The following is a 21,952-nucleotide window of genomic DNA, read 5'->3' as shown; positions in this document are numbered from 1 at the left end:
TTAAAATCCTACATTAATACCCAAAGAATAAGTCTGCGGAATCACACTTTGCACTCCATTAGTCATCAATTCCGGATCATAACCGTCAAAACGTTTATTGGCGATCACGAACACGTTGTTCACGGTTGCACTTAAGGCAAGCGTTTTAATTCCCACACGTTTGCATAAATCCAACGGCATATTCCAAGTCAAATTAATCTGACGACAACGCAAGAAAGAAGCATCCACCACCAAAGCATCCGAATTTCCCCAAATCGAGTACCAATTCAATTCCGTTTTATCCGGGAGCATTATTTTCGGGTCTATAATTCCGCGAGTCAAAGCCGGTATATTCGTCTTCGTTTCATCACCCGGTTTTTTCCAACGCTTCAACAAATCACGACTTAAATTCGAGTAAGGTTCCGGAACTTTTCCACTCAAAAACGAACCATAGGGATTCGGAAGACGTTTCTTACCACCCAGTATAAGAGCGAAATCGGAACTCAACACGAAGCTCTTGTAACGTATTCCCAGATTCAAACCTCCCGTGAAATAAGGATCTTTCTGCCCGGACCAAACCATGAACTTGGTCGGATCCATATTAGCATCCCGTTCCTCCTCCGGAACATCCATATAATTAAACACCGGACGACCGTCCTCATCGCTTAACCCCTTAAATGAAAACGACCAGAAACTTCCCACGGGGTATCCTTTCTTTGCCAACTCCGTGGTTTTCGCGTTAAGTAACTCGTAATACTTCGGGTTTTCCTTTGTTGCCGATTTTGCTTTATTCCAGTTTTTCGATGAATTCAAACTGACACTTACAGCAAAGTCTTTTGTCCGGACAGGCGTGAAAGCGACCGTAAATTCCAATCCTTTATTATCTATCAATCCCCCGTTAAGTTCCAAAGAAGTTTTCCCGTATTCATAAGCGACATCCTGCATCACGATAGCATTCGACGAACGAGTATAATACTCGGCAGTCACGTTAAACATCCTGAAAAGTTCCAGATCAAGCCCCAGATTCCACGAAGTCGTACGCTCCCAAGACAAATGAGGATTCGGCAGATCGGCAACCGACGACCAATATTGCTGGTAAGTATTATCAATACTTTCTCTATTCAGAATCAAGTCCATCGATTTATTTGAAAGAGCATTTCCCTGTATACCATAAGTAACACGGAAAGCCGCATTATTCAACCAATCGAGAGTCGACGCCATAAAAGGCTCTTCGGTAACCCGCCACAGCAAACCAAATGAATAAGTCGGGTCCAAACGCTTTTTCACATCTTGCCCGAACCGGTTTGACATATCATTACGAATATTGGCATTCAACACGTAGCGGTTCTTGTAAGAATATGCCAATGTCCCGAACCATGAAAAATAATTGTCGGTCTGATCGCTTTTATTCCAAGAGGGACGACCGTAAACGGAATATATATCCTCCAGCGGTCCCAAGGGCTTTTGGGCTGCATAAGGAGCGTTTATCGGCACTAATTTATCAAAATCCGTGGGACGAGCCAATTTATATCCCCGCTCGGGCATATATCCCCATACCATGTTTTCAAGAGTCATGTTACGATTGGAACGCACCTCCATCCCCAACATCACGTTCAAACGATGATCCGTGTCAAACGTTTTCGAGTATAACAATTTATTCTGCACGTTGTAAGAAGCCTGCGTAATCTCGTTCGTGTACAAAGACCCCCCGTAAGGTAGCATGGCTGCTTTGAACTCCGGATCGCCTGTCCCCTTGGAACCATAATCATACCCCCTGTATTCCTTGGCAATGTAATAGGTACGTTCCAACGCCTCAACTTCACTATTTTTGGTATAATGGTTGTATCCGCCAGTAAATTGGTAAGTCAGCCCGCTAATAATCTCCCATTTGAAATCAACAGACGAAGCTATCGTGAAATTACGTACCTTGGAACCACTGTTATCCCGCTCGTTAATAATATTATATCCTAACGATTCCACGTTCCCGTTATACGTGTAACTTGCCCGTTGCTGGTAAAACAAAAGATCCCCGTGTGCATCGTAAGCCGGAATGGCACGGCTAGTGGAAAGAGCGTAATCCATCGGATTCACGCCAGGCCCAAAACCATTCGTGAGCACTGATGTCCCGTTAGCCGTAACATCCAAGGTGATATTATTCCGCAATTTCGCGTTAAAAGCAATTCTTCCGGTATACCTCTCGTTATCGTTCCCGGTCTCTTGACCGTTCTCTTTAGTATACCCCATAGACGCGTTATAAGTAAATTTCTCCGAACCCCCGGAAACACTGACACTGTGCTGATGACTAAAAGCATTGCGGGTAAGCAGCTTCAACCAATTCGTGTTCACGCTTTCCAGCTCCCGTTTGCGTTTCAAGAAATCAGTTCGTGAAATATCCTTTTCTAAAAACATCCGGTACAACCCCTCGTAAACATCCATCTGTTTTATGGGCTTATACGTATAGAAAGAACCTTCCTCTATGGTTTCGTCAGCAAACGTCACCCGTTCTTGAGAATTCATTAAATTAAATCGATCGTATGTGGGACGAGCCGTAAACGAAAAATTCCCCGAGTAATTCACCGTCATGCGATCGGCTTTCCCTCGTTTCGTGGTAATCACGATAACCCCGTTGGAAGCCTTCGACCCGTAAATTGCCGTGGCGGATGCATCCTTCAACACCGTGATCGTTTCGATATCCTGCGGGTTCAACCATGAAATCTGGTTACCGATAATCGTGGATAAATCCTGCGTCATCACGGCTGTTGCCGTCAATTTAATCGGGTCAGCTTGAATAATACCGTCGACCACCCACAAAGGATCGGTATTTCCCAACAATGTGGAAGCTCCCCGAATCTGAATCTTGGGACTCGTGCCCACGCGGCTGCTCGTATTCATCACGATCATACCTGCTACCCGACCTTGCAACATCTGATCGATAGAAGAGTAATTCGGCATCATAATACTGTCCGCTTTCACCGAGTTATAAGACCCCACCATATCTTGGCGGTTGATACTCTGGTAACCGGTAACGACAACTTCTTCCATCGCATTCAGCTCCTCTTTCATCACCACGTTGATCGTGTCTTTCCCTTGATACTTCATCTCCACGGTTTCCATACCAATAAAAGAGAAAACCAAAGAAAATTCATCCAAATTAGGAATCTGAAGACGATATTTCCCGTCTTTATCCGTGGCGGTACCTATCGACAAACCTTTCACCATCACCGTAACACCCGGTAGCGGGGCTCTCTTAACGTCTGTCACCAAACCGACGACCCGCACGCTCTTCTGTTGAGCAACGGCAGTTTTTTTCACCAACATCACCACGTCCTTGTCATACTTGAAGGTGAGGGAAGAGCCGGCAAGCACATCCGCCAACACGTCTTTAACCTTCTTGTTCTCGACATCCACGTCGACCGTGGGAATCTCGTTCATCTGCTCCGCGTTGTACAAAAAACGCAATCCCGTCTGCTTGTGAATAGCATCGAACAACTCGTACAAGCTGACCTTTGTTAATTTTAACGTCACGTTCTGTTCCTGTCCCAAACCTTCCGCGGCAACAGAAAACACGAAAAACATGACAAAGAAGACTGTTAATCTCATGATTTTCCAATTTTTTTCGCGCACTCGACCCAAAAAGAGGCACGACGTTCTCTTTTTTTTCATACTTTTGTATAAGAATTTTTGTGTTAAACATGATAACCGCATCCCCCAAGATGTTGTTATCGGATTATTACAATCCGGAGAGTCGCCAAACTCTCCGTTTTTTTATTTAGCACTAACTATCACTGTTCTATCTTTCACGCTGAAACGTGCGTCCGAAGTATTCTCCAAGAAGAACAACAATTCCTGAATATCGGCATACCGCTGCATATTCCCGAAGAAACGCAAATCCTTAAGCGATTCGTTCTGGAAGAACACGTTTACGTCATACCAACGTGCGGCCTTTTCCATAATCGACTCCAACCGTTCGTTCACGAATACCACATCCTGACTCTTCCAAGCAATATAAGGATACACGTCGACCTCCTTCACTTCTGCTTTCCCGGTCGCCTCGTTTGCCACTCCCAGCTGATTCGGTTTCAACCGTACCTCTCCCGCAGTACGATTCGCCTTAAAACCGACCGAACCTTTCACCAGTACCGCTTGGATTTCATTATTCTTGTAAGTATTCAAGTTAAACTCCGTGCCGTACACTTTCAGTTGGTACTCTCCGGAACGAACCATGAAAGGCTTTTTCGTATCTTTCTTCACGCTAAAATAAGCCTCTCCTTTCAAACGTACTTCCCGCTTATCGGCAGTAAACTTCACCGGGTACTCCAACTCCGAATCGGCATTCAACCACACCTCCGTTCCGTCTGCCAGAATCACGAAAAACTCTCCTCCTCTCGGCACGATAATCTTGTTATATATCACTTGGTTTGCCGTTCCCGCCTGTCCCGTGTTGTACTCGATTCCTTTGCCGTCCTTCATCTTCACAACAGAACCATCCTGTTCTAGAATCGCGTTTTTATTGTCCGCCAAATCAATGACTTCACCGGAAGAAAGTACAAGACTCGCTCGCGGGAACCCATGACAGATCACCTCATTCCGGGCAATCGACTTTTTTTCGGGCAAAGGTTTATTCATCAAGTACACTCCACCCAACGCCACAATGATCGCTATCGAAGCAACCGCACCGTACCATACCCGACGCACTTTCGTTCCGTTTATCCGGCGTAACATCAACTTCTTCCCTTTCACGGCATCCACCAGTTGTTCCTTCCCAGCCCACCGGATATGCAGGCAATCCTTCACCAACCTATCGAACTCTTCTCTGTTCTCGGGGGCAGCATCCAACCATCGCTCTACAACAGCACTCTGCGCATCATCCAACTCCCCGTTGAAACAATCCAGCAACAACGTTTCCTTTTCCAGACCCAATAAATCTTTTTCCATAGTCCAATTTGTTTTCACACATAATACCGGAAAACTTCAAAAAGGTCTAATGGACTTGTGATTTTTTTTCAAAATTATTTTTTATCGTACAGGCTCAGTCCCCTTATCTCCAGCGACAATAGAAAAGCAAAAAGCCCGAGAACAACTCTTTATTCAACCGCTCCCGCAACTTCTTCACGGAGTTCCCCAGCAATGTTTTCACCGTGGAAACGGAAATCCCGTACCGTTCCGCCACTTCACGATACTTCAGTCCTTCCAAGAAAACACAATTCATTATTTCCCGGCTCCGTTCCGGTAATAACGCCATTTCTTCCAACACTCTCGACACGAGCTGGTCATGCCGTTCATTATACTCTTCGAAAACCAGCTCCACGTGATCCAATACCGAGGCATTCCGAAAAACATCCCGCTTTTCAATCCGCTTGAAACAACGGTTACGCACGGACACGTGAAGAAAAGAAGACAACGTCTCCGGCTTGAATCTCAGATAAACCTTATCTTTCCAAATAGAAACAAATAAATCCTGCACCACGTCCTCCGCCAGATTCATATCCCGCAAAAAAGTATCCGCCCAAACCACCAAAGGTTTATAGTACGCATCAAATAACAGCTCCATTCCCTTTTGGTTCATGGAAGACAACATGACACATATCTCTTGATCCTTTTTTCTCCCGGAATTATTCACTCGCTTTATTTCTAATAATTAACTACTCTTTCATCTCAAATCCATATTGACAAAATTAGAAGAAATTATCATACCACCAAAAAGGAATGCTTAAAAATCCATTCTAAGACTTTTAAGCATTCCAAAAGAAGTGAGCATCTCACTGGCTGTCACAAGCACTTATTTCAACAACCGCTCTTGTATAATCTTCTCGTATTTCTCGGGATCTGCCCCGATTTCAACAATAGGCTTTCCGTTCACGGGCAAAAAGAACAAGGTCGGCAACGCGTTTATATTAAATTTATTGCACAACTCTTTTTCCTTGTCGGCATTCACTTTCAAGAAAATCACTTGGTCTTTATATTTTTCCGCCAATTGCTCCATCACGGGCAATAATTTCATGCAGGGACCGCACCACGAAGCCCAGAAATCAATTACAACCGGCTTGTCGCCCTTGTACGTGAACTCCGTCCCGTTCTTGTAATCATGAATGTTCTCCCGGAAATAGATGCCCGTGATCTCGTTCAGTTTCCCGGGTTCCAGCTTGACTTTTTTCTCCGTCTCCTCATCTTTCACTTCCACGAGGTCAAAAGGTTGGAAATAAATTGTCTGGCGAGTGAAATCCACCGAGAGAATCCCGTGTTTCAATATACCCACACCCACCACGGAACGTAGAAGGGAACCATTCACGGGGATTACCGTTTCTTGCAAAGATTCCCGTACAAAATCACATCGTGATGCCACCTTAGCGGGACTAGATACCGGAGTTTTGCCGTACCCGTTATACACGGGAACCGCATTTCCCGACGCCCCCTTCAGACGAGCAAAATCAGCCTCGTTCAATTCCACCAATCCCGAGTTCCAAGTATCCAATATACAAGAGAACGTCATGCCGTCTATCGTTACCGGACATTCCATCCCGACGCCTTGTAACAGTTTGGCATTCGCGCGATGATCCAATTTCATGTAAACGGGACGATAAGGCTGTGACATCGTTATCTTTTCCCGACGGGAATCAATGGTTAAAACCACCCCCCGGAAAAGAGCCCCTCCCATGACACCGGCAACACCCAACTCCCGCAGATAAGGTTCATCTTCCAGTATAAAAGCCCCAAGCTCATTAGCGAAAGCGCTATTCCCGAAAGAAATCGAATGAATCGACACGACCTTGGACGTCGGTACTTTTTTGAACTGGAACGTACTGTACGGGAGTTTTCCATTGCTACCCGGGTCGATATTCAACTTCTCCACGTACTCCGGCAATATTGCCGGATGTCCTGCCAAGTCTAACACGAAATCGGCATCCATTCCGTTCACGACACACGTTATAATGATTTTCCCGTCTACCACCCGGTAATCTCTTACCTCGGAAACGTTATTTTTAACCTGCGCCCACGATACCACGGGGAGCAAGACCACCAAAAGCCACACGAATAATTTACTTTTCATCTCTTGTTTCGATTTTAATAAATAATCACTTTCTCCCCCTCTCGAGTTTGAATCGTCAATTTTGTTTTCTTTTTTGCCTTCAATTCCGGGATTCCGTTAAGGATGCTCTCGCAAAAATCATATTTCCCGACAGGCTTCCCGTTAATTTTAAGCACCTTGTCGCCCATCTCCACGACATCTTTCATATCTCCCCACACGGCTGCAACCACCAGATCACCGTCTTTCACCTGCAATCCCACGTTATGAGGTTTCTCCCCCAACTCATTCTCTGGCTTATAGGATTCAAAATAAAAACGGGCACGGGGATAATCTATCGTCACCTTACCGTAATCCAGTAATTTGACGCCTAACAACGTGTAAGGAGGCGTGGCAGTTTCCGCTATCACGTTCTTGAATTTAGTCCCCGCCACGGATAACAACGGGAAGTTCACTCGCCGTGAATCACGCTCCGCGGCAATTCCCCCCACGCCAATAGAGCCCACACTACGCCCCTCGGACAAAAATTCATAAGCGGAGCCGGATGGCAATGCCTCGAAATCGGATTCCTTCAATGAAAGAAATCTCGGGCAACCCGTGTCAAACAGGCAAATAATGTTATGTCCGCTTCCCACTTGAAGTGATATGACAGGCATTCTCGCTTGCATGAAACGAGCCATTTTCCGAAGCGACACGATAGACTCTTTCTCGGCGGTGGTGATGGTCACGGTCTTCTTTTGCCCGTCGATCACCACGATTGATTGCGCCAACAAATCACTCCCTATCAAACCGTCGATCGGAAAACAAGCCAAAGGCGAGGGTTCCGGCAGTTTCATCGCCGGCACATTCTTGAAACGAAACACGTTATCGGGGGTTTCTATACTATCGATCTGCACAAGCGGGTAAAATGACTTGCGCCCGTTCGCGTCGGTCACTTCCAAGGAATCCGTCACTGCCAGCCCGTACTCCCGACAAAATTCACCCGTCAAGGTAGTTCGGGATGCCCCCGTGTCGAAAATAAACGAACGTAGAGTCCCGTTCAATTTCATCTCCACAACCATCTTGCCCCCGACCATCCGGTAGGGCAATTCAGCCTTGTATTGCTGCGCGATCGACGGGAAAACGCTCACGCAAAGCAAGCATAGAATGATAATCTTGTATCTCATAGCTTATTTGCTTAATTTATCAGCGGCTTTCACGGCTTCCAAAGCATTCACGATACCACCGGAAAGGCACAATTGTTCAAAAAGATACAGGTCTACGGCATTCTTCCCTCCTCTCGTGACGTTCTTTTCCAATTCCACGCCCTTCCGGGAGGTCACCGTCTGTAACAATATATCACGAATCTGGCTACCCGTCAATTTCGGATAATACGTCTTAATCAAAGCCGCAACACCCGCTACCATGGCGGAAGCCATCGGCACGCCATTCCCGTACTGGTAGATATCTCCCGTGCAAGCGGACAATACTTTTATCCCCGGGGCGTAAATATCCAACTCCTTCGCCCCGAAATTCGAATTCGCGGACGGCATTCCTTCTTTGTCAGACATTCCCACCGTCATCAGGTTGGTCAATTCTTTTCCGCCATCCATCCAACGATTCGGGAAAAACGTTTCCTCGCTCATGTCGCGGGACATCTCGTGCACGGGGACGATAACCAATACCCCTTTTTGTTCTGCATAGCGAATCGCCTCGCTTATCCATTGCTTTTGCACCTCCGGGTATAACGAGTTCTGTTGCGGCAACACCACGACAGAAGCCCCGTGCTCCACGGCATAACGAATCGCTAAAGCCATGTCTTTCAAGTAAGGTTCCCCCGCTCCGGCTTCTACCACCAAGGTCATAATTCTCGCTTGTTCAGCGATGGGATTGTTGCGTCCTTCCACATCCCGTTGTCCGGCAATCACCCCCGCGATCATCGTCCCGATAGCGGCATCCGCGGTCAACAACACGTTATTCCCGTACGCGCGATCATTTATATCCAGATAATTGTCACCCACGATCGCTTGACGCCCGTCATTACCGTATCTCGCTACCGCCTGCTCATATTTCTTTTTTTGATCCGCGAGATAAGTCTCCGACAAAAAAGCATCGCGATTACGCTCCCACTCGTCATTTTTCATCATATGAGCCCTCATTTGCAACGCCGCAATCATTATTCCCCGGCTTGTGGGATCCTCTGCTGTTTTAGGCGAGCACATCTTCACGACATCTTCGACCGTGAATCCTGTCTTTTTTAGGGAAACCGCCCGTACCTCCCGGTCGAACAGCCCCATGTAATACCGGGAATTATACACCGAATTTATGGCTCCATAAGCCTGCAACAACCGGGACTCCCCCCGAACCACGGAATTGAAGTAATTATATTCTTCCATATTCTCGGGTGCAGCACACTCCTCTCTTTTCCCGCTGACAAAGGTGTAAAATTTACCCCCGTCTTTCATGATATCCCCGTACTTGTCTTTCAGGCGCAAGAACTCGCGTTCTCCCTCCCGGTTCACGAATGGCATCACCTGCCCGTCTTTGCCCCCGATGAAATTCCAGCCGTTCACGTCGTCCACGTACCCGTTTTTATCGTTATCCTTCCCGTCGGCTTTCTCTTTCGGATTCTTCCAGATATTCGCTTTCAACGCCTCGTGCTCCGTGTCGATACCCGTACCGATAAGCGCCACGATAGGTTTTGCTTTCGCTTTCTTTCCTTTCAAAAATTCATACGCCTCGTTTACACCAACACCGTACACACCGTCTTTTTCAAAAGAACAATTATACCAGTCCCTATTCGACTGTTTTTGCTCTTCCACCTTTGAATTTTGTTTCACCAATTGAGCCTTTGCCGCACTACCAATAGCGACCAATACACTCATCATCAAGATTGTAAAATACTTTTTCATCATTACAGTTTTTTATTTTTTATACAAAACGAACCCTTATTCGATTCAGTGATTTAATGATTTACGATTCAGTGATTCACTCAAATCAATCACAAAACCAATAATCACTCAATCACCCAATCAAAAAAATCACCTAATCCAAAATCACTGAATCTCTAAATATTTCTCGCTTTTTCTATTGCCTTTTTCACCTCGTTGCCCCGCAAGTCACGGGCTATAATTTTCCCTTCTTTATCGATTAGAACGATAAAAGGAATCTGATAAAAACCGTAGGCATCCTGAATTACATTTTGCTTGTTCCCTTTCGTGAATCCTTCCCGGTTCCACAAGGTCACCCAAGGCAGTTTATCCTCCTCGACCATCCTACGCCAATCTTTTTCCCGGTTGTCCATGGATATCGTGATAACGACAAGATCATCCCCTTTCATAGAGTCGTACTCTTTAACCAACTTTCTCGCTTCCGTGCGACATCCCCCGCACCAAGAGGCAGAGAAATCCAACAGTACCAACTTCCCCTTGAAATCACTTAAGCTCACGTCATTCCCGTCCAAACCCACGAAAGTAAAATTGTAAGCCTGCTGCCCCAAAGCAAATTTCCGGCGACGTGCCACCTCATCCACGAGGTATTTCACTACCCGCGATTCCCTCTCGTTCTCGGGAATCATATCCAATATCTGCCTGTAAGACTCGTAATCCAGATCAAAGAATCCCTTGTTCAAATACATCAACGAAACTCGTACCACGGGATCCAGTGCCGAATCGTTTTTCACGGGATTCTGGATCTCCTCCCGCCTAGAACCCGAAGCCCTGAATTTAGCCATAATATCCATATATTGCATATACAGATCAATCCCGTCGAACTCTATGGAACTCTCTTCCGGTCGGTCCTCATTCAAAAATCCTTTCAATATTATAGGACTATCCGTGAGGATCATCATTTCCGAGTAACTTCCGAAATGGACGTTATACAAATCTTTCTTGATACGTACCGGTTTGGTTTTGAATTCCTCTCCACTCTTCACCGAACACTCGACAATCGTATTCCCCGACAAATCGGTCACCTTGATTGTCAACGGACGTAGCGTCCGCAGTTTCCCCTTCAGGGAAAACTGCGCGGAAACGCTAAACGTCAATAACATAAATAAAGTAGATACGAATAATTTCATCATATTAATCTTCTTTCAAAGCTGCCATTCGAGTAATATCCCAATCGTATTTATCTTTCATGTATTTCACCGTGAAATCATAGTACCGGATGATCAACGGGTACTTGTCTTCCGGGTACTTGATCAATACCGAATCACGGGTGTAGCGCATTCCCAATTTCAAATAATTAGAGAAATTGGTTTTGGCATCCATGGTCAGCGTTGTCTGGAGAGGTGTGAAATCGTAAGCCGTCACGAGCATACTCCCGGGATAACCGAGTTTCATATAATAATTCTCGGCATTCACCGAAGTGCTGAATTTTATCGAATAATCGAAAACTCCTCCCGTTTGAAAATCTGCCGGAATCGCGATCGTACCTTTATCCACCATCTTGGTCAAAATGTTTTGCAGGATAACGGTACGCCGTATCTTATACTCCCACGGGGTTTTCGGCAAATCGTAAGGCTTATACGGTCTAATGATTATACTCCCGTAATCATAGTAAGCCAAATTTTCCTCCTTCGCACGGAAAGAAAACGCCCAATAATCCAATCCGCCCCAAAAACAGAGCAAAGGAGCGTATCCGCCTGTAAAACCTCCTGCTTGACGAAGATCATCGACCAAATAGATATAATTGGGTAACACACCTTTACACAATTCCGGTTTCAAGAAACCAAATACATGATTCTTGAAAAAATCGGTATAAAATATCGCGTACTCGTCACTCAAGGGTTCCCCGTAATATTTTATCGTGAACGTCCCGGACCAAGCTTGATTCAAATCCAAGGTATCGAAAGCCGTGTAAATGGGAATCGTTCCGAAGGTATTCGCGATTTCCAACAAATCTTGATCCCAAGCGTTATTCCCTTGAGGAAATTCAAAACGACTAATACTCGAAGCATCCTCAGAACGGGGATACAATTTATCCTCATCGTTACAAGCAACTAACGTTGCCAACAAGAATATCAAACTAAAGGCATACTTGTATTTCATGGTTCCTCGTTTTATTGTAATGTTTTCTCGGTTGTTAATTTATTCTGAGTCAGGGCGGAATTACGCTCTATCACGTTTACAGGGATCGGCAAGGTGTAGGCGGCATCACCCTCCTCCATCACGTACTTGCCTAAATTTACCCCCAACTCCACCCAGCGACGCTCGAAACGAGGCATCCCGTAACGACGCAAATCAAACCAGCGCTGTCCCTCGAAACAGAGTTCCCGACGACGTTCTTCCCGAATAAAATTCAACAGCTCCTCGCCGGAATAATTTACCTCGTAATCCGTATCCGCCGCGTATCGCTTCTCACGTAAATCATTTATCATTTTCAAAGCCAAAGATTCGTCCGTGTCATAGACGGCTTCCGCAAGTATCAAATAAGCCTCCGACAAACGAAGTGACATACCGAATTCCGTTTTAGCTTTTACTTTATTATTATATTGCATCCCGCACTTGCTCCACGGGAGATAGTGCCCGGCAACCGGCTTCAGTTGCTCCGGTTTCGCACTCATCGGTCCGCGTAACTCTTCCACGAGATAGAGTGTCTTCCGCAAATCCTCTTCATCTTTATAACAAGAAATCAGATCACGGGAAACATTCACGTAATAGCCATAGGTGGTTCCATCTTCCATTCTTTCCGAACCCCCGATGATCCCGGTAAAATCCCCCGAATTCCCGTACACCCAAATGGTTTCCGGGTTATCCAATGACACGTAATTGGGATAAGAAGCATCTTCCCCTGCCGTGATGGTTGTTTTCTTCACGAACGATTTCAAGTCATACAACTCGAACCCCCAATCCCCGATCACTTTCTTCGCGTATCGGGCAGCCCCTTCCATATCCTCCATGTGCAGGCATACGCGGGCATGGAGTAATTGCACAGCCGGTAAATTTATACGGTAACCCGCCGCATTCTGTTGATCCATCGGCAAGAGCAGGAAATTCTCTTCCGCGGCATTCAAATCCTTCACGATCTGCTCGTACACCTTGGCAACCGTTTCCCTTCTCTCGAAACTACTTAACAAATTACTCGTTAATTTCAAAGGCACCCCGTCGGCATTCTTATCGTGATTGTACGGTTCCCCGAAAAGGTTTACCAGATTGAAATAATAGAACGCACGCAAAGCATAAGCCTGCGCGGCCACGTAAGCCTTCTCCTCTGCCGAGCCCTTCACGTCGTCCAGATAATCCAAAGCGGCATTCGCTCCCAAAATATACTGGTAATACTTGCTCCATTGCGAGACGGAAGTTTGTGCGTAATATAACTCAAACATATGAGGATTCCATGAATAGATGTATTGCAAACCGACAATCCCCTGAGTAGAGGTCTGCAAAATACAGTCTTCACTCATCTCAATATCATCGTCAAAAGCATGGTGAAGATTGAACAACCCCTCGGAAGTTGCTAACGGGTAAGCATCTCCCAACAGCATCTCGTTCAAAGCATTGACGTTTTTGGGCACGTATTCACTAGGAGAATCCGGTTCCAAAAAGCTCGAACAAGCACATAAACTCGTGAGCAAAATTATATTGAATAATATCTTTTTCATATATCAAATCATTTAAAAACCAACATTAATTCCTACCGAATAGGTCTTGGGCATCACTCGATTGGGCATCTCCGGGTCAAAACCGTTGTAGCGCTTGGAAGCAATGACAAACAAGTTATTCACGGAAGCCGTCACCGTCAAACTATTTAACCCGATCCGTTGTGCCATCTCGTTGTTCAATCTCCAACTCAAATTTAATCCCCGGCAACGCAAGAATGACCGCGGTACCGTCAATGCGTCCGAATTAGCATAAGCGGTAAACAAATTATACCTGGAATTTACCGGTATTTCCATCGTGTAATTCTTACCTCCGATTACGAATCCCGGGATACTCGTGTGCGCCTCGTCACCCGGTTGTTTCCAGCGTTTCAGCAAGTCCCGGTTAAGATTATTTTCCGCGTCCGGCATATAAATCCCCGAATCCAAATCACGATAGGGAGAACTCAAACGGGCAACACCCCCTAACAACAGCGAAAATGAAGTTGCCAACGTGAAAGAACGATAACGAATATTCAAATTTACCCCTCCCGTGAAATAAGGGTCTTTCTGACCGGAGTATTTCAAGAAACTGGTCATGTCCCCGTTGTACTCCTCTTTCGACATAATGCGATTGAACATCGCGCGACCGTTTTCAGGATTCAACCCGGCAAAGTCAAACGACCACATACTTCCTAACGGATAGCCCTTTTTCAAAATTCTTTCAGTAGTTCCGTTCAAGAATTGAGCCAAATCGGCAACTTCTTTGTCGACTTTCCCCCCGGAGTTCCAGTTCTTGGAAGAGTTCACGCTCATGTTAATACCGAAATTCTTCGTGTTCACCGGAACGAAAGAAACCGTAAACTCGATACCTTCGTTATAGATTATCCCACCATTGACAGACATGGCATCTCTACCGTTCTCGAAAGGAATGTCCTTGGAGATAATCGCGTTGGAACGCCGGATGTAGTAATCGATGTTGGCATTCACTTTACCGAAGAACTGCAAATCCAACCCGAAATTCCACGAGTGCGTGCGCTCCCAAGAGAGGTTCGGGTTAGGAATAGAATTGATGGACGAATAATACTCGTTGAATATCCCCAATACCCCATTCTGGTTCAATATTAAATCCGGACTGAGATTCGTCAAAGCATTTCCCTGAATCCCCCAAGTCGCTTTCAAATTCACGTTTGTCAATACCCGTTGGTTCCGCATAAATTCCTCCTCAGTCATCCTCCATGATAAACCAAAAGAATAAGTCGGGTCGAATCGTTTATTCGTGTTCTGCCCAAAACGATTGGAGGCGTCATTACGCACGTTGAAATTAAAAACATACCTGTTTTTCAACGAATAAGCCAAGGTCGCGAAAACAGAGAAGAAATTATCCGTCTTTTCGCTCAAAGTACTTCTACCGTTGTATAAATCTTCCAATATCCCGTAACCCGTCAAAGAGGCACCTCCCCCCACGGGAACAAAATCTTCCGGCAGAGTAGGACGTACCGTCAAATTGCCTCGGTCGGGTACATACCCGTAACGTGTGTTTTGATCGTTTTTGTTTTTCGTGGAACGGGCTTCTATCGCCACCATGGCATTCAAGCGGTGATTCTCGTTAAACGATTTCGAGAACATCAATTTATTCTGGACGTTATACGAGGTTACCGTGGCAGCAGAACTGAACAGCGTTCCCCCGAAAGGCAAAAGAGCCGCACTAAACCACGGGTGTTCGGCACTCACGGAACCATAATCATAACCCCGATACGTCGAGGCGATTGCCGTAGAACGCTCCAACGCCCATGACTGGCTGTTCGTCGTGTTGTACGAGTACCCACCGGTAAACTGATAGGTCAACCAACTCAATAATTTCCATTGAAAATCAAAACTCAACTTCAAATTACCCGTGTTGACTTCCGAACCCGTATTTTCCAATTCATTAAGCACGTTGTAACCGATAGATTCTACTTCTTTATTGTACTTGTATTCCAGTCTTTTCCGGTAATAGGAATAACTTCCGTCTTCCTCGAATGCCGCGATGGAACGGCTTGTCGTCAAAGCATAGTTCAAGGGGTCTACCCCGTTGAACCCTTTGTTTGTTCCGGTTGTACCATTCAAGGTCAAGTTCACACGAATATTGTCACTCATATTCAAGGTCACGGCTGCACGTGCAGTCAGACGCTCGGAACTATTTCCTTTCTCCTGTCCGTCATTTGAATTATAGCCCACGGAAAGAGCGTAATTCACCTTATCCGACGCCCCGGTAACACTCACGTTATGATTGTGCCCAAAAGAAGTCCGGGTTAACAAATCCAACCAATCCGTGTTCACCGTTTCCAAGTAATTACGTGTTTTAATAAATTCATCCGACGTCATTTCCCCGCTCTGGAACATCTTCAAGGCTCCCTCGTAAGTATTAATTTGTTTTATCGGCTCAAATTTATACCTCAATCCGGCGGCAAAAGCATCCTCGCTGAATTGCACTCGTTCCTGCGAATTCATCAAATTGAAATTCTTGTATCTCGGGCGAGGGGCTATCGAAAAATTACCGGCATAATTGATAGACATACGTCCCGTCTTTCCTTTCTTCGTCGTGATCACAATCACACCATTGGAAGCCCGGGAACCGTAAATAGCCGTGGCAGAAGCATCTTTCAACACAGTAATGGTTTCAATATCATTCGGATTCAACCAAGATACCTGATTCCCAATTATTTCCTTCATATCCAAAGTCATGTTGGAACTGGCATTAAGGGAAATCGGGTCGTCCTGAATAATCCCGTCCACCACCCAAATGGGATCTTGGTTTCCCAATAACGTGGAAGTACCGCGTATCTGAATTTTAGGAGTAGTACCCGCACGGGTACTGGAACTCAATACCATCATACCCGGCACCTGTCCCTGCAACATCTGGTCGATAGTGGCATAAGCAGGCATCATGATATCTTCCGCTTTCACCGTGGTATAGGAACCCACCATATCTCTCCGGTTCACGTTCTGGTAACCGGTACTGACCACGGTTACCTCGTCCATCTCGTTCACGGTTTCCCTCAATACCACGTTGATCGTGTCCTGCCCCGTGTATTTCACCTCTTTAGATTCCATCCCGATGAAAGAGAATATCAATGTCAGATCTTTCACCTCCGGCAATCTCAACACGTATTTTCCGTTCCGGTCTGTCGCCGTCCCTATCGTCAACCCCTTCACCATGACGGTTACTCCCGGCATGGGATTCTTTTGCTCGTCGGTCACCTGCCCGGCAATCTTAATTTCCTTCTTTTGTTGCACCGTCGGAAGTTTACGGATCACTATCACTTGATCTACGATCTCGTAATCAAAACCGTTCTGCCGTAACACCTGATCCAGCACTTCCCGCAAGGTTACGTCCTTCAACTCTACATTTTTCACTTTTGTATTTCCTAGAATCTCCTTCCGGTACACGAACTCGTAATCCGTGTTCTCCTTGAGATATTCCAACACGTTTTCCAGCATTTCATCATGAAACACCACGTTCAATTTCTGCTCCTGCGCATACCCCATGGCACTCGCTGTCCCGAACGTCAATAGCAGAACAAAAAATTTCAATGTCATAACTAACAGAATTTTTCGCAATCTTCCTTCCGGAAGACTACACGTTGTACTCTTTTTTTTCATACATTTGTAAAGCATTACAGTTAAACATGCATCTGCGACCAACAGATGTTTTGTAATAGGGGAATCGACCAAATTCCCCTTTTTTATTTATATCACTGGTATACAGTCACCGTTTGTCCCGATACCTTGAATTTCACTTCACCCGTTCGTTCCAGAATATCCAGAATTGACTCGAAGGAAGCATACCGTGGAATCTTTCCCTTAAAAGTAATATCCTTGGCGGCTTGATTCTGGTAGAAGACGCTGAAATCATACCAACGAGTCAACTTGGACATAATCTCTTCCAGTGTCTTATCCTCCAACACGAACATCCCGTTCCGCCAACTCACGATATCCCCCGTGTTCACCTTCCGGGTATATACATTCTGTTTTCCGACCACGGACTGCATACCGGGGGTTAATTCCAGACTCTTCCCATCGGTATCTACTTTTACTTTTCCCTCCACCAACGTCGTGTAAACGTATTCTCCGTCGGGATAAGCATCCACGTTAAACTCCGTTCCCAGCACCTCCACTACTTGACCCTTTGTTTTCACCCGAAACGGGCGTGCAGCATCTTTCGATACCTTGAAGAATCCCTCGCCCTCCAACTCTACCACTCGTTCCTTGCCCCCGAAAGCAACCGGGTATTTCAATTTCGACTCCGCGTTCAACCACACTTGAGTACCGTCAGCCAGTATCAAATCGAACTCCGCCCCCTTCGGTACATTCAACGTGTTGAAGGCCAATGCCTGCTTACTAATGGCATCTTCTGCCAGATAAGCCAACGTCGAACCACCCGTTTTTGCCACGGTCACCCCTTCTTCCTTAAACCCGGCGGCAACACTATCCAACAGCACGACCGAACCGTCATTCAACTTCAGCGTCGGGCGCTGGGCGGAAATCAAGGCTATAGAGGGCATAGCGTCACGTTTCTCTTCCCGTTCACCCTTGAACAAGTAGAAACTGCCAACGACCAATAACACTACGGCGGCAGCCACACCAAAGCGCAATATCCTTAAACGCAATCCGGCACGGCGTTCCCGGTCGATTCTTTTCTGCATGGCATCCTTTGCCCGAATACCATTTATCTTTTTGTATTTAGCGTATTCTTCCGAAAAGAAATCACCTCTCTGCCAACGAAGAAACAACTCCTCGTTCTCGGGAGAGTTCTCCTTCCACACCTCCAACTCCCGCATCTCCTCGTCCGTGATTTGTCCGACACGCTGGCGAGCCAACAATTTCGCTATCCGGTATTCGATTTTATTATCACGCATCATCATCGATTCTTTAAATTTATCCCTATAACGCAACCTCCCCCGAATGGGGTAATAGAAAAAGCATCTTTTTTCAGAAAAAATTATAAACCTCTAATTATAAGGAAAGAAATAAGAAAGAAAATAACGTAGGTTCTAGTTTTTTTCTCAGAAAATCAAGGGCACTCGCCTTGTACTTTTTAACCGAACTATCAGACAATCCCAATTTCTCGGCAATCTCCACGTTTTTCAACCCCTCGATAAAACTCATCTCGAACACCATTCTCGCTTTCTCCGGCAACTCTTCTATCGCATTGTACAAAATCGTCTGCGCCTCCTGATCGATTACCGAATTTTGGAAAAACGCTTCATTCTCCAATTGCGATACATAACGCTCCTTTGCAGAATTTTTACGATGAATACTAATGATCTCGTTCTTTATCGAAGTATATAAAAATGACTTGAACGTGTACACGGAGTCAAATTTTGTCCGTCGCTGCCAAGCGTTGAAAATGGCATTCTGCACGCAATCCTCCGCCAGAAATTCACTCTCCCCTCCCAAGTACTTCACGGCATAGAGAATCAGCCCGGGATATACCTCCCGGTACAACAAATCCAACTTCCCTTTCCGGAAATCAATCAATATCTGATCTTCCCAATTCACTGCCATAATTTATATTGCAAGTATCACTCGATCACCTTCCAATCGTCCACGGTTCCCGTTTCCGAGGAAAAACTAACCCCGACACGATGGAGCCGACGATTGTCATTCAGGTAAGGCAAAGCGTACCCCTTCTCTTCTATCTGGCGCAATGCCTCGTCCGCCGTGCCGTCCAGCTTGAACTCGAAAATATAAACGTGATCGTCTGCCTCGATAACGCAATCCACCCGTCCCTCGCTCTGCTGTTTCTCCGTGTAAACCGTGTAAACACTCACCAGGCGCATCAACAAGTAGAACGTGTAATGAAAATACCGCTCTTTTTCACGCTCGTTCTCCTTGCGACGCATCGTGTAAGGAATATCGCTTAAAAAAGAGGTCAACAAGCGACGGAACTTTTCCGTGTCACCATCCTGCAAGGCATCCACGGTATCCTGCACCCAGTTGTTTATACTCGTTCGCGGTTTCAAGTAATCCGAGGCGACCATCGTTAAAAAACCATTTTTCACCTCGTTATTCGGGAAATCTAGCAAAAACGTGTTACGACGCATGTTATACCCCTTGATCGTCAGGTAACCGCTCTGGTATATCATGGGCAACGGCTTTTCAACGTCCGCCTTGTAATCAACGAACTCGGGGGTCTCGTAATAACGCCCTGTCAGTTCATCCAAGTTTTCCCGCGTGTGATTCAACAAACGGATTAGATAAGTCGGGGTACCGCTACGGAACCAGTAATCTTGAATTGACATGGAAAAAAAAGCGTTGAGCAAACTGAAAGGATTATAAACATCCACCAACCGAGAACCAAAATGATAACCGTCATACTGACGTTTCAACATCAGCTTCATCCCTTCGGCATCATAGTGATAAACCTCTGCCATTTCCGTTATGGACGTGGCGAAATAAAACTCCAGCTCTTCTTGGGTTATACCACAAAGAGCCTCGTAACGAGGATTCATGCTGATATCTATCGGCTGGTTGAAACCACTGAACACGCTCACCTGCGAAAACTTCGTCACTCCCGTCAGGAACACGAATTGCAAGTGCTCGTCAGCCGCCTTGAATACCGAGTAAAAACCTTTCAGCACGTTACGATTACGATCTTCCAGCAACATCCGGTTCCCGTCGACTTCCGTTTCCAACCGGGTATCAAGCACGTCAAGAATCGGCTTGTCATACTCGTCGATAAGCACCACCGCACGCTGTCCCGTTCGCTCGTGCGACTGCTCCAGCACTTGAATAAAACGCCGTCCCCTGTCGAGGGAATTGTCCGACGCTATCCCAAAATCTTGCTCCCAACGGGATATATACCCTTCAATTACATTTTCCAACGTACCTCCCTCCGTGAAATTGCTCCCGTTGAAATCAACATGAAACACCGGGTACTCCAGCCAATCCTTCTCCAGTCCCTCCATCGCCAGTCCCTTGAAAAGCTCCTTCCGACCGAGGAAATAATTCTTCAAGGTCGACACCAAAAGACTCTTCCCGAAACGACGCGGACGACTCAAGAAATAGATCGTTCCTTCTTTCACCAGCGAGTAAATCAAGGCGGTTTTATCCACGTAAACGTAACCGTCCTCTATAATCCGGTCAAAACTCTGGATTCCTATCGGGTACTTCATTATCAAACTACTTTAAACGTTATTACAGCAAAGATACTACAATATTTCCCGTGTTCCAACACGCCAAAAAACTTTGTTCGTGTCTATTTTTTGAAGCCGGCACACCTGATTTTGGAAAAACGGCAAAACAAGCGGATAAATTTATTGGAAAAACGGCATAAACTACATATATTTGTATTGGAAAAATGGAAAACTTACCTCTTTTTTGATTATAAAAACGGAAAGACATGCTAAAAAGGAAGATTGACAATTATATTCGAGACTATTATAGCACTAATCGTAACGCACTGCTTATCACGGGAGCCCGTCAGATTGGCAAGACTTTTTCCATTCGAGAGTTTGGCAAGTCGTTCAAGAGTTTCATCGAGATAAACTTCGTGGATAATCCCGAAGCGGTAGAAGTATTCAAAGGGGCAAATCGAGAGTAATAATCTCCAGGAGGTAATGGCGGTACAACAAATAACAAGTAAACTAGCGCATTCCTTTCCCCTTTTCATCAAACTCTTTTCAAAAACCTTCCCGAACGAGTTTGAAAGGAGTTTGAAAGGAGTTTAAAAGGAATTTGTTCCCTGTCTTCACCGGGATTACACCCCGTCTTCACGGGATATTCATCGGATTTCCCCAACCTCGTGTATCGTGTTAACACCTGAAACATATTCACCGGCACCCGTCGATAAATCTATCCACGAGACCGGTGAATATTAAATTACACGATTACTCCCCGTTCCCCGTTTTCGGGTTTTCCCGGGAAGTATCCAGTATATTAAAACAAGCCAACACGTTTTTCCGGTAATAGTCCCCCAGCGGGAACCATTTCTCCCCGGCTCGCAAGGAGTTGCCCGCCCACGTGTCGACATAACGCAGGTTCAGGATAAAACCACGGTGTACCCGAACAAGATAGGCGTCCGGCAATTGCCGCTCCACGCTACCCAAACGGCACGCCACGGTAATCCGGGATTTATCTTTAAAATGAAAATAACAATAATTACCCGATGCCTCTATCCAAAGGATTTCGGCATAAAAATATTTCTTGTAATACTCGTCTTGACGAATAAGCAAGCCATCTGCCACCAGCGGTGACACCCTCAAAGGTGCACTTGCACCCGATAAATCTGTTTTCATTGACAATTAAATTTATGCCTCATGAAAAAATCACCGACGGGCGCAAATAATAACCACGCAAAGAAGGGAAAGTCGTGAAAAACGGACTTCCCCCTCGCATGCACCATT

15 protein-coding genes are annotated in these 21,952 nt (G+C 45.7%); 1 reads left to right on the top strand and 14 read right to left on the bottom strand.

Features of this window, described 5'->3' with window-relative positions:
* The 13 genes from L0M98_RS05620 to L0M98_RS05560 all read right to left on the bottom strand — a co-directional run bounded on the left by L0M98_RS05620 (position 1) and on the right by L0M98_RS05560 (position 20,722).
* Positions 1 to 3,579: a SusC/RagA family TonB-linked outer membrane protein gene (locus L0M98_RS05620; RefSeq protein WP_227216386.1), complete on the bottom strand. Its 3,579-nt coding sequence runs from the start codon at positions 3,577 to 3,579 to the stop codon at positions 1 to 3.
* 165 nt (positions 3,580 to 3,744) lie between these two features.
* Positions 3,745 to 4,914 carry a FecR family protein gene (locus tag L0M98_RS05615; RefSeq protein ID WP_227216384.1) on the bottom strand — a complete coding sequence of 390 codons (1,170 nt, stop codon included), beginning with the start codon at positions 4,912 to 4,914 and terminating at the stop codon, positions 3,745 to 3,747.
* A 103-nt stretch (positions 4,915 to 5,017) separates the two neighbouring features.
* Positions 5,018 to 5,530 carry a sigma-70 family RNA polymerase sigma factor gene (locus tag L0M98_RS05610; RefSeq protein ID WP_227216382.1) on the bottom strand — a complete coding sequence of 171 codons (513 nt, stop codon included), beginning with the start codon at positions 5,528 to 5,530 and terminating at the stop codon, positions 5,018 to 5,020.
* 228 nt (positions 5,531 to 5,758) lie between these two features.
* Positions 5,759 to 7,027 (bottom strand): thioredoxin family protein, encoded by a 1,269-nt coding sequence (locus tag L0M98_RS05605; protein ID WP_227216380.1) that lies wholly within the window; start codon positions 7,025 to 7,027, stop codon positions 5,759 to 5,761.
* Between the two features lie 14 nt (positions 7,028 to 7,041).
* Entirely contained in the window at positions 7,042 to 8,169 is a 1,128-nt protein-coding gene (locus tag L0M98_RS05600; RefSeq protein ID WP_227216379.1) for a retropepsin-like aspartic protease, read from the bottom strand.
* Positions 8,170 to 8,172: 3 nt separating this feature from the next.
* The gene (locus tag L0M98_RS05595; protein WP_370645590.1) at positions 8,173 to 9,894 is read right to left on the bottom strand and encodes a S8 family serine peptidase; all 1,722 of its coding nucleotides are present in this window, start codon (positions 9,892 to 9,894) and stop codon (positions 8,173 to 8,175) included.
* 155 nt (positions 9,895 to 10,049) lie between these two features.
* A complete protein-coding gene (locus L0M98_RS05590; protein ID WP_227216377.1) occupies positions 10,050 to 11,063 on the bottom strand; it encodes a peroxiredoxin family protein in 1,014 nt (337 codons plus the stop codon).
* A 1-nt stretch (position 11,064) separates the two neighbouring features.
* Positions 11,065 to 12,033, bottom strand: a complete 969-nt coding sequence (locus tag L0M98_RS05585) for a hypothetical protein (protein WP_186974953.1) — start codon at positions 12,031 to 12,033, stop codon at positions 11,065 to 11,067.
* An 11-nt stretch (positions 12,034 to 12,044) separates the two neighbouring features.
* The gene (locus L0M98_RS05580; protein ID WP_227216375.1) at positions 12,045 to 13,586 is read right to left on the bottom strand and encodes a RagB/SusD family nutrient uptake outer membrane protein; all 1,542 of its coding nucleotides are present in this window, start codon (positions 13,584 to 13,586) and stop codon (positions 12,045 to 12,047) included.
* 12 nt (positions 13,587 to 13,598) lie between these two features.
* Positions 13,599 to 17,144: a SusC/RagA family TonB-linked outer membrane protein gene (locus tag L0M98_RS05575; RefSeq protein ID WP_227216368.1), complete on the bottom strand. Its 3,546-nt coding sequence runs from the start codon at positions 17,142 to 17,144 to the stop codon at positions 13,599 to 13,601.
* Between the two features lie 155 nt (positions 17,145 to 17,299).
* A complete protein-coding gene (locus L0M98_RS05570; RefSeq protein ID WP_227216366.1) occupies positions 17,300 to 18,469 on the bottom strand; it encodes a FecR family protein in 1,170 nt (389 codons plus the stop codon).
* Positions 18,470 to 18,560: 91 nt separating this feature from the next.
* Positions 18,561 to 19,112 carry a sigma-70 family RNA polymerase sigma factor gene (locus L0M98_RS05565; RefSeq protein ID WP_227216364.1) on the bottom strand — a complete coding sequence of 184 codons (552 nt, stop codon included), beginning with the start codon at positions 19,110 to 19,112 and terminating at the stop codon, positions 18,561 to 18,563.
* A 17-nt stretch (positions 19,113 to 19,129) separates the two neighbouring features.
* Positions 19,130 to 20,722 (bottom strand): ATP-binding protein, encoded by a 1,593-nt coding sequence (locus L0M98_RS05560; protein WP_227216363.1) that lies wholly within the window; start codon positions 20,720 to 20,722, stop codon positions 19,130 to 19,132.
* A 227-nt stretch (positions 20,723 to 20,949) separates the two neighbouring features.
* Here L0M98_RS05560 and L0M98_RS05555 point away from each other — a divergent pair, with 227 nt between their 5' ends.
* Entirely contained in the window at positions 20,950 to 21,150 is a 201-nt protein-coding gene (locus L0M98_RS05555; RefSeq protein ID WP_227216361.1) for an AAA family ATPase, read from the top strand.
* A 286-nt stretch (positions 21,151 to 21,436) separates the two neighbouring features.
* Here the strand turns inward: L0M98_RS05555 and L0M98_RS05550 are convergent, their stop codons facing one another.
* Positions 21,437 to 21,844, bottom strand: coding sequence for a LytR/AlgR family response regulator transcription factor (locus L0M98_RS05550; protein WP_237961671.1), 408 nt, complete (start codon positions 21,842 to 21,844; stop codon positions 21,437 to 21,439).
* Positions 21,845 to 21,952 lie beyond the last annotated feature (108 nt).

Source organism: Butyricimonas sp. DFI.6.44 (genome assembly GCF_022132345.1).
GTDB classification, from domain to species: Bacteria; Bacteroidota; Bacteroidia; order Bacteroidales; family Marinifilaceae; genus Butyricimonas; species Butyricimonas muris.
This window is presented reverse-complemented; position numbering and strand designations above follow the sequence as displayed.

What these genes read in the sequence shown, in the direction of transcription:
- L0M98_RS05620 (WP_227216386.1), bottom strand. Translation starts at nt 3,579, where the DNA reads ATGAGATTAACAGTCTTCTTTGTCATGTTTTTCGTGTTTTCTGTTGCC.
- L0M98_RS05615 (WP_227216384.1), bottom strand. Translation starts at nt 4,914, where the DNA reads ATGGAAAAAGATTTATTGGGTCTGGAAAAGGAAACGTTGTTGCTGGAT.
- L0M98_RS05610 (WP_227216382.1), bottom strand. Translation starts at nt 5,530, where the DNA reads ATGGAGCTGTTATTTGATGCGTACTATAAACCTTTGGTGGTTTGGGCG.
- L0M98_RS05605 (WP_227216380.1), bottom strand. Translation starts at nt 7,027, where the DNA reads ATGAAAAGTAAATTATTCGTGTGGCTTTTGGTGGTCTTGCTCCCCGTG.
- L0M98_RS05600 (WP_227216379.1), bottom strand. Translation starts at nt 8,169, where the DNA reads ATGAGATACAAGATTATCATTCTATGCTTGCTTTGCGTGAGCGTTTTC.
- L0M98_RS05595 (WP_370645590.1), bottom strand. Translation starts at nt 9,894, where the DNA reads ATGAAAAAGTATTTTACAATCTTGATGATGAGTGTATTGGTCGCTATT.
- L0M98_RS05590 (WP_227216377.1), bottom strand. Translation starts at nt 11,063, where the DNA reads ATGATGAAATTATTCGTATCTACTTTATTTATGTTATTGACGTTTAGC.
- L0M98_RS05585 (WP_186974953.1), bottom strand. Translation starts at nt 12,033, where the DNA reads ATGAAATACAAGTATGCCTTTAGTTTGATATTCTTGTTGGCAACGTTA.
- L0M98_RS05580 (WP_227216375.1), bottom strand. Translation starts at nt 13,586, where the DNA reads ATGAAAAAGATATTATTCAATATAATTTTGCTCACGAGTTTATGTGCT.
- L0M98_RS05575 (WP_227216368.1), bottom strand. Translation starts at nt 17,144, where the DNA reads ATGACATTGAAATTTTTTGTTCTGCTATTGACGTTCGGGACAGCGAGT.
- L0M98_RS05570 (WP_227216366.1), bottom strand. Translation starts at nt 18,469, where the DNA reads ATGATGATGCGTGATAATAAAATCGAATACCGGATAGCGAAATTGTTG.
- L0M98_RS05565 (WP_227216364.1), bottom strand. Translation starts at nt 19,112, where the DNA reads ATGGCAGTGAATTGGGAAGATCAGATATTGATTGATTTCCGGAAAGGG.
- L0M98_RS05560 (WP_227216363.1), bottom strand. Translation starts at nt 20,722, where the DNA reads ATGAAGTACCCGATAGGAATCCAGAGTTTTGACCGGATTATAGAGGAC.
- L0M98_RS05555 (WP_227216361.1), top strand. Translation starts at nt 20,950, where the DNA reads ATGCTAAAAAGGAAGATTGACAATTATATTCGAGACTATTATAGCACT.
- L0M98_RS05550 (WP_237961671.1), bottom strand. Translation starts at nt 21,844, where the DNA reads ATGAAAACAGATTTATCGGGTGCAAGTGCACCTTTGAGGGTGTCACCG.